The sequence below is a fragment of the Vreelandella neptunia genome, from assembly GCF_022489065.1.
Classification (GTDB): Bacteria; Pseudomonadota; Gammaproteobacteria; order Pseudomonadales; family Halomonadaceae; genus Vreelandella; species Vreelandella neptunia_A.
Window position 1 is genome coordinate 256,405 of record NZ_JAKVTW010000004.1, and the last position, 13,987, is coordinate 270,391.

Below are 13,987 nucleotides of genomic sequence, written 5' to 3' on the forward strand. Positions count from 1 at the left end.
GGCCCCAGGCGCTTACACTCGAATGGATATATGCTAGAATAATCCACTATTTTTTTGGATGGCGTGCTTCTTATGGTCGACAAGGATGAATTATCGTCTTCCTTTTTTCCTCTTGCCGATGAGTTTCGCTCGCGTGATTTTCCTTTTTATTGGGTCGCGAGGCTGAATGCTAAATACAGCGCTGATGTCGATTCACTGCTGAAACCGCACGGACTCAGTTCGTCAAAGTGGCGTATCCTCATGATCCTACATGAACATGGGCGCCTTAGCATGTCGGATATATCAGTACACGCTGTTGCAAAATTGTCAACTACAACCAAAATTGTATACCGAATGCAAGAGTCGGGTTTGCTTAAAACAGAAGCTAGCCCGCAGGATGGTCGCGTCACTGAAGTAGAGCTTACCGATGCGGGTGAGGCAAAGCTGGATATTGCGCGGCAAGTCACTAGCCGGTTGGTGGAAAAAGCCTTTGCCGATTTCAGTAAGCAGGACATTATTCACATCAATCAATGCTTGAGTAGGATGTTTCATAACTTAAACGCTCTCTAATGTTGCAGTCAGAGGCGAAAATCTTAATAGTTTAAAAAAAAGCTATGAGGGCCTGCCCTTTGAGGGACTCGAATAGCCCTCAGCCCTTTTCAATTCATATTTTCAGCCCAAGCTCTGCTTGGGCTTTTTTGTGCTTAAACGCCATGAAAAGTCGTGAAATTCTCCGCGCTTTCACGCTCGGTAATAAAGCCGTTTTCGGGTGCCTGAGTGTCTTCGTAGCCTAGCGCTATGCCGCAGAGCAGTAGCGAGCTTTCATCCAACTTAAGCTCGTCGCGAATAAGCGTGTGGTGCCAAGCAAAAGCAGCCTGGGGACAGGTATGTAGACCTTGGCCCCGGGCGGCCAGCATGATGCTTTGGATAAACATGCCGCAATCCATAAAACTACCGGCTTCCAGGCGGCGATCCATGGTGATGAAAAGCCCTATGGGCGCATCAAAAAAGTGAAAATTCCGCCGTGCCTGGGCTTCTCGTTTGGCTTTGTCTTCGCGGCCGATGCCTAGCGTGGCATAAAGCCCAAAGCCACAGCGTCGGCGGCGTTCCAGGTAGGGCTCAAACCAATTCTGCGGGTAGTAGTGATACTCGGGTGGATCGCTTTTGCCGAGATCTACGGCGTTCAATAACCGCTGGCACAGTTGGTCTTTAGCGGCACCCGCCACCACATGCACTTTCCAAGGCTGGATATTGCTACCGCTAGGCGCGCGGCTCGCAATCTGCAATATGTGCATAATCGTTGCGCGGTCGACAGGAGTGGTGAGAAAACGGCGCACCGATTTGCGGCTGGTAATGGCGGTATCTACATGCATGCAGGCACTCCTTAAAAAGCCGCGCGGTGCCCTACCGCGAGCATACCGCGCGAATTGGAATGATGTTATTGGGTGACCAAGTGACAACGGCTCTCTTTCAGCGATTGGAAAGCTTCTTCACCCGGAATCGTGCGAAGTATTTCGTAAAGATCCCACTCGCCGCTCGAGGCTTCCGGTGTTTTCACTCTGGCTAGGTACATATCATGCACCATGCGACCATCATCACGAATGTAGCCGTTGGTGGCGAACATGTCGTTAATGGGCGTGTCTTGCATCATGGCGCGAACGGTAGCTGAGTCGTCCGTACCGCTGGCTTCAACGGCATTTAAGTAGTGCATAACGCTGGAGTAAACGCCTGCCTGTACCATGGTGGGCATCCGGCCGGTACGCGCTTGATAGCGCTCTGCCCAGGCCCTTGAAGCCTCATTCAAATCCCAGTACCAGCCGGTCGTTAGTTGCATACCTTGGGTGCTTTCTAAACCCAGCGCGTGTATATCGTTTAAAAATACCATTAAACCGGCGAGTGATTGACCGGACTGTGATAAGCCAAATTGCCCCGCTGTGCTGATCGCATTAACGGTGTCGGCCCCCGCATTCGCCAGCCCTACGATCTTGGCGCCTGAGCTTTGCGCTTGCAGCACATACGAGGAGAAGTCGCTGGTATTTAGCGGATGGCGCACGCTACCCAGAACCTCGCCGCCATGCGCTTCCACGACAGCGGTGACATCGTTTTCCAGCGAGTGGCCAAAGGCATAGTCAGCGGTAATCATGTACCAGCTATCACCCCCTTCTTCGAGTATCGCTTTGGCGGCTCCATTAGACATGGCGTACGTGTCGTAGACCCACTGCACATGGTTAGGTGTGCAGTACTCGTTGGTGATGCTCAGTGCTGCGGCACCCGCCACCATGGCAAGCTTATCGTTTTCAGCCAGAAGCTGCGTGGCAGCAATAGTCACCGACGAGGCCACCATGCCTGCGACCATATCGACATTACGCTGATCGATCCATTCACGTACGGTATTGGCACCCACATCAGCGCTGTTTCGATCATCACCACTAAACACCACAATCGGTGCGCCATTAATCTCACCGTCGTGATCTTCGACTGCCATATTCACCGCTTCCAAACCACCAGGGCCGGCTAAATCGCGATAGGGCCCTGACATATCGGATAAATAGCCGATACGGATTTCATTATCGCTGACGCTTGCCTGAGCGCTGCTGAATGCACTGGCAAATGCGATGCTTAACGCAATGACTAATGGTTGTTTATTTAGAGCAGACATAGAACCCCCAACCCCGCGCAAGACGAGGCAGATTGTTGTTATCGGTATGGGTAGTAATACTGAGTGCGCTTTAACAGCGCCGTTCGTTGGGTTGGTTATGGTGTTTCGGTCGTTTCCTCCTTAGCGTTTAGCGCGGTATTTTCTAAATCGTGCTGAAGTTTATTGAGGTAGTGCAATAAGCTGACGGTTTCATCGAAGGAAAAACTGCCAAGCCCATCACGGTAAAACTCATGAATACGGGGCTGTAAACTTTCCCAAAAGGCGCGACCTTGGCTGGTCAGTAAAATAATTCGTGCGCGCTTGTCATCGGGATGAGCAATACGTTCAACATGAGCATCGCGCTCTAAACGCTTGAGCACGCCGTCCAGGCTTTGACGGCTAACCACCAAATACTCGGTAAGCGCATTAAACGAAATACCCTCTTCAAAGCCTTTGCGTGAAAGGGCGCCCAGCACTGCCCACTGTACGGTGGTCAGGCCCACTTCGCTTATCGTCTGCTTTTGCAGAATATTGCTGACCTGAAAAAGCCGAAAAAAAAGTCGGTTTTCCACGCTTTTGTCGTCTTCACTCGCCATCGGCATATCCTTGACTGGGTCGATAGAGTCAGCGCCCAGGCGATCAAGTGAGACAAGCAAGAAGCCAGCGTTCACGCAGAGACCGACTGACGCGCAATAATATTTTTCATAATCTGAGCCGTGCCATCACCAATCTGCAGCCCTAGTACATCACGCATACGCTGGGAAAACGGCAAATCTTCCCCCCAGCCCGTATGCCCGTGAGCCAGCATGCACTGTTTGATCACATCAAAGGCTAGCTTCGGTCCCCACCACTTATTCATTGCCGCTTCAGCGGTATGCGGACGCTGGTTGTCTTTTAACCACAGCGCGTAATAACACTGCAGCCGCGCCGCTTGTACGTAGGTTTGGTATTCCGCCAATGGATGGGTCAAGCCTTGGAAGGCGGCTAACGGCTGGCCAAAGGCTTCACGCTGGGTGAGCCACTGCCAGGTTTCATCCAGCGACTGCTGAGCAACAGCCAAACACTGTAAACCAATCAGCGCACGACTATAGTCAAACCCCTGCATCACCTGCTTAAAGCCCTGTCCCTCGATGCCTAGCATGTGGTCGGCAGGCACGCGCACATTGTCGAAGAAAATAGAGCCGCGGCCAATGGCTCGTTGGCCTGAATCCTCAAAGCGACTGGTAGAAATACCTTGGCTCTCCATGGGTACTAAAAACGCGCTGATGCCGCTGGCGCGCTGCTCTTGTGTGCCAGTACGAGCAAAGACCACCGCTACATCCGCCTGATCGGCCATGGAAATGGAGGTTTTTTCACCATTTAGCAGAAAGCTATCACCGTCACGGGTCGCTTTGAGCTTAAGGTTGGCAGCATCTGAACCGCCGTGCGGCTCGGTAAGCGCGATACAGCAGATCTTATGTCCAGCCGTAATGCCTGATAACCACTCTTGGGCCAATTCCGGCCGGGCGTGATGGGCGATGATTTGACCATTAAGAGAAGCGAGCAGCGGCAAATAGCCGACATTAAAGTCACCCCTGGCGATCTCTTCAACAATCACGCCAGTGGTAATACAGTCCAGCCCGCTGCCACCGAAATTTTCGGGTAGCTCACCGCCCAGGCAGCCCATCTGGCCTAACTCGGAGACGATCTCACGCTCAATGCATGCCGCCTGCTCGCGCTGACGATAGCGAGGCGCTAATCGTTCGCTGGCAAACCGTGCGATGGTGTCGCGAATGGCTTCTTGCTGTTCGGTAAATGCAAAATTCATGACGCTTTACTCGCTCTCTTGAGACTACCCTTTGTGGAGGGGAGTAACGGTTATGACTAATAATATTTACGAAATTCGGGCTTACGCTTTTCCTTAAACGCGGCAACACCTTCCTGCGACTCTTTGGTGTCGTAGTAGAGGCTTAGCGCCTGCATACCGAGTGCCCCAATACCGGCGATATTCTCGCTGTCTGCATTGAACGAACGCTTGGCGATGGAGAGGGCAGTAGGGCTTTTCTCAAGAATTTCGTCACACCATTTACGCACTTCCTCGTCGAGCAGTTCAGGCGGCACCACCGCGTTGAGCAGCCCCCAATCGAGCGCTTGCTGAGCCGTATATTTTCGGCACAGATACCAGATTTCACGCGCCCGTTTTTCGCCAATGACGCGGGCGAGATAAGCGGTGCCAAAGCCGGGGTCAACCGATCCCACTTTTGGACCCACCTGACCAAAAATGGCTGTCTCTGACGCAATGCTTAGATCGCAGACCACGTGTAAAACGTGCCCGCCGCCAATGGCAAACCCATTCACTCGTGCAATGACCGGTTTAGGCACTTGGCGGATGAGCGTTTGCAGCTCCTCTACCGGCAGGCCGATGATGCCGCGGCCATCGTATTGGCCCTCATGCGCACCCTGATCGCCCCCGGTACAGAATGCCTTGTCCCCCGCCCCGGTGAGCACAATGACGCCAATCGATTTGTCCCAGCCAGCACGGTTAAAGGCATCCAGCAGTTCCATACAGGTTTGTCCGCGGAAGGCGTTATAGCGCTCGGGACGATTAATAGTGATCGTCGCGACGCCGTCGTCTACCTCATACAAGATATCTTCGTAGTGAGTGGTATGGCTCATGATGCAGCTCCTTGTTTTTGTAAGCGCCTTATTGTTGTAAACAGTTGGTCGCTGTAAGTGACTTGCGTTAACCAGCCATGGTTAGCCCGCCGGAGACGCTGATCACCTGCCCGGTAATAAAATTCGCTTCATCGCTCGCGAGCATCACGATAATCCCGGGATAATCTTCAGGTTGACCTATCCGGCGCATAGGCACTGCGTTGCGGAAGGCTTCCAATAGCTTCTCTGGGTCGCGGGAGGTATCGGCCACGCCTTTTAAAAGGGCAGTATCGGTAGGGCCAGGACAAACGACGTTGACCGTAATGTTTTTGGTGGCCAGCTCCCGGGCGAGGGTTTTACTTAAACCGAGCAGCCCTGCCTTGCAGGCGGCATAAACGGCTTCACCAGAAGAGCCCACTCGGGCTGCATCCGAGGCAATGTTGACCACCTTGCCACCGCCCGCCTCAACCATTCTTGGTAATACGATGTGGTGCATATTGAGCGCGCCGGTCAGGTTGACGGCAATCAGTGACTCCCACATCGCAGGGTCGGTTTTAAGAAACGGCATAAAGCGGTCAAAGCCCGCGTTATTAATCAAAATAGTGGGCGTGCCGAGCTCTGCTTCAATGCGCTTAACGGTCACTTCGATTGCGCGGTAATCGGTGATATCTGCGGCGTAAGCGCGAGCGTTACCGCCCGCTTCAATAATGCTGTCGACACTTACTTGGGCGGCTTTCTCATCAAGGTCAAGCACAGCGACCAGCGCGCCTTCCTGAGCAAAGCGTTGACACACCGCGCGGCCAATGCCGCCGCCGCCGCCGGTCACTATTACGGTTTTTCCAGTTAAACCTTGCATATTGTTTTCCCATTACTGGCCATTTGAGGCGCATAACGACACATTAAGAGCGTGAATCGGAATGGATAGCCGCTTGGTCGCGAAGCTTAAATTTCTGAATTTTTCCAGAAGGCGTGCGTGGCAACTCTTCCAGCACTTCAAGAAACTCTGGATGGTATTGGCGCGTCACATGCCGCTCGGTAAGAAACTGAGTGATCTCTTCAAGGCTCAGGCTGGGGTGACCCTCTTTGAGCACAACGTAAGCGACCAACCGCTCTCCTAAACGCTCATCTGGCCGACCAACCAGCGCCAGCGCCTGAATCGCGGGATGTTGATAAAGAGTGTTTTCGATATCCACAATAGGGATATTCTCACCGCCTCGAATGACCACATCTTTAGAGCGGCCTGTGATACGCACATAGCCCGCTTCATTGAGGCGTGCTAAATCCCCCGTTGGGAACCAGCCTTCCTCATCCACGCTGTAAAGGTTAGGTTGTTTGAAGTAGCCAACAAACAGACTGGCACCGCGTACCCATAGGCTGCCTTCTTGATTAGGCGGCAAGGTGTTGCCCTCAATATCGGTCACTTTGAGTTCCATAAAGGGCAAGGGGACGCCATCGGTTTCGACCGAACACGAAGGCGCGTCATCCAAGCGAGTAGTGGTAACGGCGCCGTTCTCGGTCATTCCCCAGGCGGAGATGATTTTAGTGGGCAAATTACGCGCTGCTTTCTCTACCAACGGGCTAGGTATAGGGGCGCCCGCGCATAGAAATAGCTTCAGTGACTGCAGATCGCTTCCGTGAGCAATCGCTTGCTCGGCGATATCTGCCAAAAAAGGGGTAGAGCCCAGCATCAAACTGGGCTGTTCAATGCGTACGATGTTGACTGCTTCAGCGGGTAACCACGTGTCTTGAAGCACGGCCGTGGTCTGCAAGTAGATCGGCATCATTAAGCCGTATAGAAAGCCTAACTGATGCGCCAGAGGGGAAGGCATTAAGGTGGTATCAGCAGCATTCAGCGCTAAGCGTTCGGCAAGGGGGCGAATATGGCTAAGCAGCGTATTAGAGGTGTGCATTACCCCTTTTGGCTTACCCGTAGTACCCGATGTGTAAAGCAGTTGCACAACATCATCGCCGGATGGGCGGCGCTCCGTAAACAGTGCGGCAGTATCGCGCCCCTGTTCCTCGCCATGGTTAAGCAGTCGTGCTTCAAAGCTGGACTCTCCATCACCTTCACCGCCAATCACCAGCACATGGGTTAGCGACGCCAATTCTGCCTTCAGCGTGGTTGCCATGGCAGCATGATCAAAACCTCGAAACACACCGGGAACGACTAGCAGCTTACTTTCCGCTTGGGCGAGCATAAAACGCAACTCATGCTCGCGGAAAATGGGCATAAGAGGGTTAAGTACCGCGCCAACTCGAACACACGCTAAGTGGAGTGCGGTCATTTGCCACCAATTAGGCAATTGGCACGACACCACATCCCCCACCTGAATGCCAAGCGAGACAAGCCCAATTGCTATTTGTGTGACCCGCTCATTGAGTTCGCGATAGCTAAGCTGTGTGCGCTCTCCAGAGGCCATAGTGTAGGTAACAATGGCTAGTTTGTCAGGGACTTGGGCTACCGCTTTATCAAGATAGTCTGTAATGAGCATGTCATTCCAGGCGCCTGACTGCTTCATGGCATTACGACGGTCTATTGTCATGTTGGTAGTAATAGACATTCCTTAAGCTCCAGAAATTGCTATTAATTTTGTTTTTATAGTGACTAGATAGAACATATAGTGGTTCACCTTGTTAAGCTAGAAAGTAGGTTAGCTTTAAAATTATGTCAAGTAGTTGTCGTTTATTTTAGATGCCGAAGCGTCGCTTCTGAGAGTGGATTTGCATCACTCCCATGGGCCGCTAACTAGCATTGAGGAATTAAATTTGACGCTTAGAAGGAGGTGAACTATTTTGTTCGTATTACAAATTAGTATTCGCGATACGAACAAAAAGGAGGTTTCCATGTCTCAGCCTTGCATAATTTGCGTCGCCATTACCGGCAGCCTGCCACGCAAAGAGAACAACCCTGCTGTGCCCATCACGGTTGAAGAGCAGATTGAAAGCACCCAGGCGGCGTTTGAGGCGGGGGCTACCATTGCTCACTGCCACGTGCGTAACGATGACCAAACGCCTTCATCTGACCCAGAGAAGTTTGGCCGCTTGATGGAAGGGCTTAAGAAGCACTGCCCCGGCATGATCATTCAGCTCTCTACCGGTGGGCGCTCGGGGGCAGGTGAAGCACGCGGCGGGATGTTGCCATTGAAACCCGATATGGCCAGCCTCTCGGTGGGCTCCAACAACTTCCCCAATCGTGTTTACGAGAATCCGCCCCAGTTGGTGGAGTGGCTTGCCGATGAGATGCTCAAGTACGGCGTTAAGCCTGAAATCGAAGCGTTTGATCTGTCCCATATCCACCAAGCGGTGAATCTTTCAAAGCAAGGCAAGCTGAAGACGCCGCTCTACGTGCAGTTTGTCATGGGGGTCAAAAACTCCATGCCAGCGGACAAGCCCACCTTTGATTTTTATATTGAGACGCTCAAGCGACTGGCACCGGATGCACAGTGGTGCGGCGCAGGTATTGGCGCCAACCAATACCTGCTTAATGAGTGGTCTATCGCCGCTGGTGGTCACACCCGTACCGGGCTTGAAGATAACGTACGCCTGGATAGCGAAACGCTGGCGCCTTCCAATGCGGCGTTGGTCGAGCGCACCGTTGCTCTATGCGAAAAGTACCAGCGCCCCGTGGCTACTTGGCAACAGGCGCGTGAAATACTTGGGTTATAAAACATAAAACCAACAATTAAGAAGCAGGAGATAAGCAATGACGGATATCACTGTCGTGGGTGATGCGCCTGAGATCGACGAGATTAAGCGTGTTGTGCAGCTATATGTTGATGGCTTTCAAGGCAGTAGAGACAAGTTGGAGGAAGCGTTTCATAAGGATGCGTGGATTTTTGCTTTGGACGCTGATGCTGCGTTAGCAACTGATCTGATCAGCGATCGTTTCGAGCGCTGGGCTGATAGCCGCCGCGCAGTGAAGAGTCGCTTTATTGCGGTGACTCAGGCCGGGGAAGTCGCCAGCGTGTTGCTAGGCTTTGACAATAGCGAAAACCTTGCGGATTCCTGGGTCGATGTTATTGCCCTGGTGAAGGTCGATGGCGCTTGGAAAATCACCAATAAAACGGCAGCCCACAGCACGCGTGCGGCGTGGGCAAAGCCCAGTTCCTAGGCTTTAATGGCACCTACTCAGAAAACATAGAAAATATCAGCTCGCGCAGCCAGCGATTGCCCGGGTCTTGATGATAACGACGGTGCCAGAAAAGATTAATCGGGATTTCTGGGAACGTTAGCGGGTGCTCACGAACGGCTAACCCGAAACGTACTCGGGTTGCCTCGGCTAACTTGTCGGTCACCGTTACTATCAGATCGCTGCTACTAACGATATAGGGAACGGCGGCGAAGTTCGGCAGCGTTAGCCTGACGGGGCGAAGGACCCCAGCGCGGCCAAGCTGCTTTTCTACCATCCCGTGGCCAGTTCCCTGAGCAACTACGACGGCATGATGGGCTGAGCGAAACGCCTCTAAGCTAAAGTCGCCTGTTGCTAAGGGATGGTCATGACGCATTAGGCAGACATAGCGTTGTACAAATAGTCGCTGCTGATAGAAACCGGCTCCCAGCTGTGGGATCAACCCAATAGCCAGATCAATCTGCCCCTCCTCCATCTCATACTTCAGACCGTTATTGTGGCTGCGCACAGTGCTAAGCGAGACGCCTGGTGCTAAGTGTGAGAGGTGCTGAAGTAAGCGGGGTAAAAAGACAATTTCGCCAATATCCGTCATGTTGAGATTAAAGGTGCGTTCACTCAGCGCCGGATTAAAAACATCGTGTAGGTTTAAGGTGTCACTCATGCGTGCCAATGCATCCGCAATGCCGGGGTGAAGCTGGTTAGCGCGTGGCGTTGGCTGCAGCCCTTGCGAGGTGCGCTCGAAAAGCTCGTCATTCAGTAAGTGGCGTAAGCGCTTCAGTGCATGACTCACCGCTGGCTGTGTAATACCTAGGCGTAGCGCTACCCGCTGAGTGTTTTGCTCTTGGTACAGCAGATCAAACACAACTAGCAAGTTCAGGTCGATATTGGCTAGTTTAACCATCAGGATGCGCCATGCCGGATGTTCGACAATAGTCTACTCCAGCCGTAGTTAAGGTTTTCAACTTGTTGTTTCATATTGTTATTAGCGCCGTTTATAGCCTAAATGAATAGGGCTGTGTGGTGACCGCTGTTTCATCCTAATAGCGTTAGGGGAAGAGCATAAAGCTCAACATGATAACGATAAATCCCTGAGCGGAGTGAAAACATGCCAGCCAAACAGACTCAGCAGAAACGACTTTCGATTGGCATCGTGGGCGGTGGAATCGGCGGCGTCGCCTTAGCCGTAGCGCTATCACGCCATCAGCATCTCGACGTGCAACTGTTCGAAGCGGCTCCCCAGTTCTCAGAGATTGGTGCGGGCGTCTCTTTTGGCCCCAATGCGGTGAAGGCCATTCAACTGCTGGGGCTGGAGGCTTCTTATCAATGTATCGCCGACGCTTCACCAGCGCCGTTTGAGGATGTCTGGTTTGAGTGGCGTCGTGGTAAAGATGATACCTACCTTACCGCCAGCCTGGCGCCGGGGGTGGGGCAGTCGTCGGTACACCGTGCCGATTTTCTAGGTGCTATTGTTGCGAATCTGCCTGAGGGAATTGCCCACTTTGGTAAACGCTGTATAGACGTTAAGCAAGACGCCGATAGCGCCACCGCCAGCTTCGACGATGGCACTCACTTTACGGGTGATGTGATCATCGGGTTTGACGGCATTAAGTCGGCGGTACGCCCCCATGTGTTACCCCCAGAACAATACGGCGAAATTACGCCGTTCTGGAGTGGCACTTACGCTTATCGTGGGATGATTCCCACCCGGGATCTAGAAACGGCTTTAGAGGCGAAAGGTAGCGAGAAGCGTCTGGCATTGGTGCCTCAGATGTACCTTGGCAAAGATCGCCATATTCTGACCTTCCCCGTTAAACAGTCTCAGCTCGTTAACGTTGTGGCCTTCATTACGGATCGCTCTGTACCGAGCCCTAAATTACCCGAAGGCGAAGAGTGGGTTCAAGCTGTCAGCCAGCAAGAAATGTTAGCCGTATTTGAAAGTTGGAGCCCGGCGTGCCAAGCCATTCTTGAATGCATCCCTGAGCCAACGCGCTGGGCGCTGCACGAGTTACCGGAGCTTGCCCGCTACCATCGTGGTCGGGTACTGATTGTTGGCGATGCTGCCCATGCTTTAGTGCCCCACCAGGGGGCCGGGGCCGGTCAGGCACTTGAAGACGCCTATGTGCTGGCCAGCCTTCTAGCTGATACCAGCCGCCAAAACGTGGAAACTGTTTTATCCGCCTTTGAGCAGGTGCGTCATGGTCGCACCTGTAAGGTACAGCGTACCTCCCATGAAGCAGGCGATGTCTATGAATATTCAGGTAAAAACATTGGTGCTGATGAAACCAAGCTGATCGACAACCTGGAAAAGCGCTTCGATTGGCTCTGGAATCACGACCCTCACGACGATGTAATGGCGGCTCAGCGGATAGTAGCGTTAGCCATCTAGGGGGCAGTGGCGAAGAGGGCAAGTGTGCCGCCCCCTTAATAGTTAGTCGCAGACATTATGTACTAAACGCATTGCTATAGTTTACCAATCATTACGCCGACCATTTGCGGGTAAATCGCTGTCAAAATGTCAGATTATTATGCAAAATATTGATTAATAATGAAAATTAATGGATGAAAGTAGAGATTAAAACGCTGATCAGAAGATGAAATGGTTAAATAAAGGTAGTTGCCCGCTAAAAACTAAGCAGTCACCACCCTGTCGTGATACCTGCTCGGTATAGCCAAGCACCTAAACAATATTGGTTCCGTCGTGTAACGCCAATCAAACTGATATCCAGTCAAATGATTGCCAGACGCCGGAGCCTCCATGTCAACCGTCATCCAACATATTGAGACGTTGCTGGTCGATTTACCGACCATCCGTCCTCACAAACTTTCCATGACCACCATGGCCTGCCAAACCATGGTCATAGTGCGGATGCGCCACTCCGACGGTATCGAAGGACTCGGTGAAGGCACCACCATCGGTGGCCTCGCCTACGGTCCAGAAAGCCCGGAGAGTATCAAGCGTAATATCGACACCTACTTGGCACCCCTCCTGATAGGCCAGCCCTCCAGCAATGTCCACCAGTTGCGTTCCCGCCTTCACCGCCATGCCCGTGGCAATATGATTGCCAAATCGGCGCTTGAGACTGCGCTATTAGATGCCCAGGGTAAGCGACTGGGGTTAAGTGTGGCTGAATTGCTAGGTGGCACTCGCCAAGAACACTTGCCTGTACTTTGGACATTAGCCAGCGGCGATACCGCTAAAGATATTGATGAGGCAATGCTGCGTTTAGAGCAGCGTCGGCATTGCGATTTCAAACTGAAAATCGGTGCCAACCCGGTGGATCAGGATGTGCGGCATGTAGCAGCCATCAAAGAGGCATTGGGAGATCGTGCCAGCGTGCGTGTGGACGTTAATCAGGCTTGGGATGAATCCACGGCGGTACGGGGAATTCAGGCGCTGCAGGACGCCGGCATTGAGCTCATCGAGCAGCCCATTCCCGCCCGTGAACATGCTGGCCTGGTGCGGTTAGCAAACCGCTTCAATGTGCCCATGCTCGCGGATGAGGGTGTTCAGGATGCCCGCGATGGGCTGGACCTGATATGCAGCGGTTTTAGTGGCGCTTTCGCTCTGAAGATTGCCAAATCCGGTGGTATTTACGGTGCTCTGGAACTAGCACATATCGCCCAGGCGGCGGGTATCGGCCTCTATGGCGGCACTCTTCTAGAAGGCACCATCGGCACTGCTGCTTCACTTCATGCCTGGGCAACATTGCCGGAAATGGCCTGGGGGACCGAGATGTTTGGTCCATTGCTGCTCAAAGATGACATTGTTGTTGAACCCCTTAACTACACCGAGTTTGGCGTAGAGCTGCCGCAAGGCGCGGGGCTAGGCATCACACTTGACGAAGATAAATTGGCTCACTATTCGCGTAAATAAACATACGTAAATAAAACCATATAAATAAAGCAACCGTTTGCGTGTTAGCCAGCGATGACAGAGGAGAGACGTATGCTGTTTCAAGTAGAGATGACCGTTAAGTTGCCGCCCGATATGCCAGCAGAACAAGCGGCTAAAATTAAGGCGACTGAAAAAGCATATTCACAAGACTTACAGCACCAAGGCAAATGGCGCCACTTGTGGCGGGTGGCGGGCAGCTACTCGAACGTCAGTATTTTCGACGTGGAAGATAACGCTGAACTGCAAGAGCTGGTCAGCAACCTGCCGCTGTTTCCCTATATGGACATTAGCGTCAAGCCGCTGTGTCGCCACCCTTCTTCGGTCCGTGACGACGACAGTTAATTAAACACCTAAACGCCAGCTCCATTAAGCTCCATTAATAAAATAATAGCCTATAAAAAAAGAGGTTTTCACCATGACCGTGAAGATATTTGACACCCCCGAGGTTCAAGCGTTTGTTAAAACCGTGGCCGGCTTCGATCAGTCAGGCGGCAATGACCGCGCCAAGCAAATCGTCCATCGCCTGGTCGGTGACCTGTTCAAGCTGATCGACGATTTCGATGTCACCGAAGAGGAGTACTGGGCGGGCGTCAACCTGCTCAATGCCCTGGGCAGCCAGACCCAGTTCGGTCTGCTTTCGCCCGGGCTTGGATTTGACCACTTCCTCGATATGCGCCAGGACGCCATCGACGCCGAAGCCCAGCGCACCGGC

15 protein-coding genes are annotated in these 13,987 nt (G+C 52.6%); 7 read left to right on the top strand and 8 right to left on the bottom strand.

Translation table 11 applies throughout. The features are described 5' to 3' along the window. Positions 1-72 precede the first annotated feature (72 nt). On the top strand, positions 73-549 hold the full coding sequence (locus tag MLE19_RS08915) for a MarR family winged helix-turn-helix transcriptional regulator (protein ID WP_240717826.1): 477 nt from the start codon (positions 73-75) through the stop codon (positions 547-549). 134 nt (positions 550-683) lie between these two features. Here MLE19_RS08915 and MLE19_RS08920 read toward each other — a convergent pair whose 3' ends face one another. From MLE19_RS08920 to MLE19_RS08950, 7 genes are all read right to left on the bottom strand, one after another. Further along, on the bottom strand, positions 684-1,352 hold the full coding sequence (locus MLE19_RS08920) for a nitroreductase (RefSeq protein ID WP_240717827.1): 669 nt from the start codon (positions 1,350-1,352) through the stop codon (positions 684-686). Positions 1,353-1,417: 65 nt separating this feature from the next. Then, entirely contained in the window at positions 1,418-2,638 is a 1,221-nt protein-coding gene (locus MLE19_RS08925) for an ABC transporter substrate-binding protein (protein ID WP_240717828.1), read from the bottom strand. A 95-nt stretch (positions 2,639-2,733) separates the two neighbouring features. Then, on the bottom strand, positions 2,734-3,273 hold the full coding sequence (locus tag MLE19_RS08930) for a MarR family winged helix-turn-helix transcriptional regulator (RefSeq protein WP_240717829.1): 540 nt from the start codon (positions 3,271-3,273) through the stop codon (positions 2,734-2,736). A gap of 11 nt (positions 3,274-3,284) precedes the next feature. Continuing rightward, entirely contained in the window at positions 3,285-4,424 is a 1,140-nt protein-coding gene (gene aliB / locus MLE19_RS08935) for a cyclohexanecarboxyl-CoA dehydrogenase (RefSeq protein ID WP_240717830.1), read from the bottom strand. Between the two features lie 56 nt (positions 4,425-4,480). Next, positions 4,481-5,272, bottom strand: a complete 792-nt coding sequence (locus MLE19_RS08940) for an enoyl-CoA hydratase-related protein (RefSeq protein ID WP_240717831.1) — start codon at positions 5,270-5,272, stop codon at positions 4,481-4,483. Positions 5,273-5,339: 67 nt separating this feature from the next. After that, on the bottom strand, positions 5,340-6,107 hold the full coding sequence (locus tag MLE19_RS08945; protein ID WP_240717832.1) for an SDR family NAD(P)-dependent oxidoreductase: 768 nt from the start codon (positions 6,105-6,107) through the stop codon (positions 5,340-5,342). Positions 6,108-6,150: 43 nt separating this feature from the next. Then, positions 6,151-7,812: an AMP-binding protein gene (locus MLE19_RS08950; RefSeq protein ID WP_240717833.1), complete on the bottom strand. Its 1,662-nt coding sequence runs from the start codon at positions 7,810-7,812 to the stop codon at positions 6,151-6,153. Positions 7,813-8,095: 283 nt separating this feature from the next. On the opposite strand from MLE19_RS08950, the gene MLE19_RS08955 reads away from it, so the two are divergent. Both MLE19_RS08955 and MLE19_RS08960 read left to right on the top strand, forming a co-directional pair. Further along, a complete protein-coding gene (locus tag MLE19_RS08955; RefSeq protein WP_240717834.1) occupies positions 8,096-8,917 on the top strand; it encodes a 3-keto-5-aminohexanoate cleavage protein in 822 nt (273 codons plus the stop codon). Between the two features lie 37 nt (positions 8,918-8,954). Beyond that, positions 8,955-9,362: a nuclear transport factor 2 family protein gene (locus MLE19_RS08960; protein WP_240717835.1), complete on the top strand. Its 408-nt coding sequence runs from the start codon at positions 8,955-8,957 to the stop codon at positions 9,360-9,362. A 13-nt stretch (positions 9,363-9,375) separates the two neighbouring features. Here MLE19_RS08960 and MLE19_RS08965 read toward each other — a convergent pair whose 3' ends face one another. Then, the gene (locus tag MLE19_RS08965) at positions 9,376-10,281 is read right to left on the bottom strand and encodes a LysR family transcriptional regulator (RefSeq protein ID WP_240717836.1); all 906 of its coding nucleotides are present in this window, start codon (positions 10,279-10,281) and stop codon (positions 9,376-9,378) included. 204 nt (positions 10,282-10,485) lie between these two features. On the opposite strand from MLE19_RS08965, the gene salA reads away from it, so the two are divergent. From salA to MLE19_RS08985, 4 genes are all read left to right on the top strand, one after another. Next, positions 10,486-11,766 (top strand): salicylate 1-monooxygenase, encoded by a 1,281-nt coding sequence (gene salA, locus MLE19_RS08970; protein WP_240717837.1) that lies wholly within the window; start codon positions 10,486-10,488, stop codon positions 11,764-11,766. 369 nt (positions 11,767-12,135) lie between these two features. Continuing rightward, the gene (locus MLE19_RS08975) at positions 12,136-13,254 is read left to right on the top strand and encodes a muconate/chloromuconate family cycloisomerase (protein WP_240717838.1); all 1,119 of its coding nucleotides are present in this window, start codon (positions 12,136-12,138) and stop codon (positions 13,252-13,254) included. Between the two features lie 72 nt (positions 13,255-13,326). Next, positions 13,327-13,617, top strand: a complete 291-nt coding sequence (gene catC, locus MLE19_RS08980) for a muconolactone Delta-isomerase (protein WP_240717839.1) — start codon at positions 13,327-13,329, stop codon at positions 13,615-13,617. Between the two features lie 73 nt (positions 13,618-13,690). Continuing rightward, a partial coding sequence (locus MLE19_RS08985) for a dioxygenase (RefSeq protein ID WP_276322386.1) occupies positions 13,691-13,987 on the top strand: 297 nt, incomplete at its 3' end.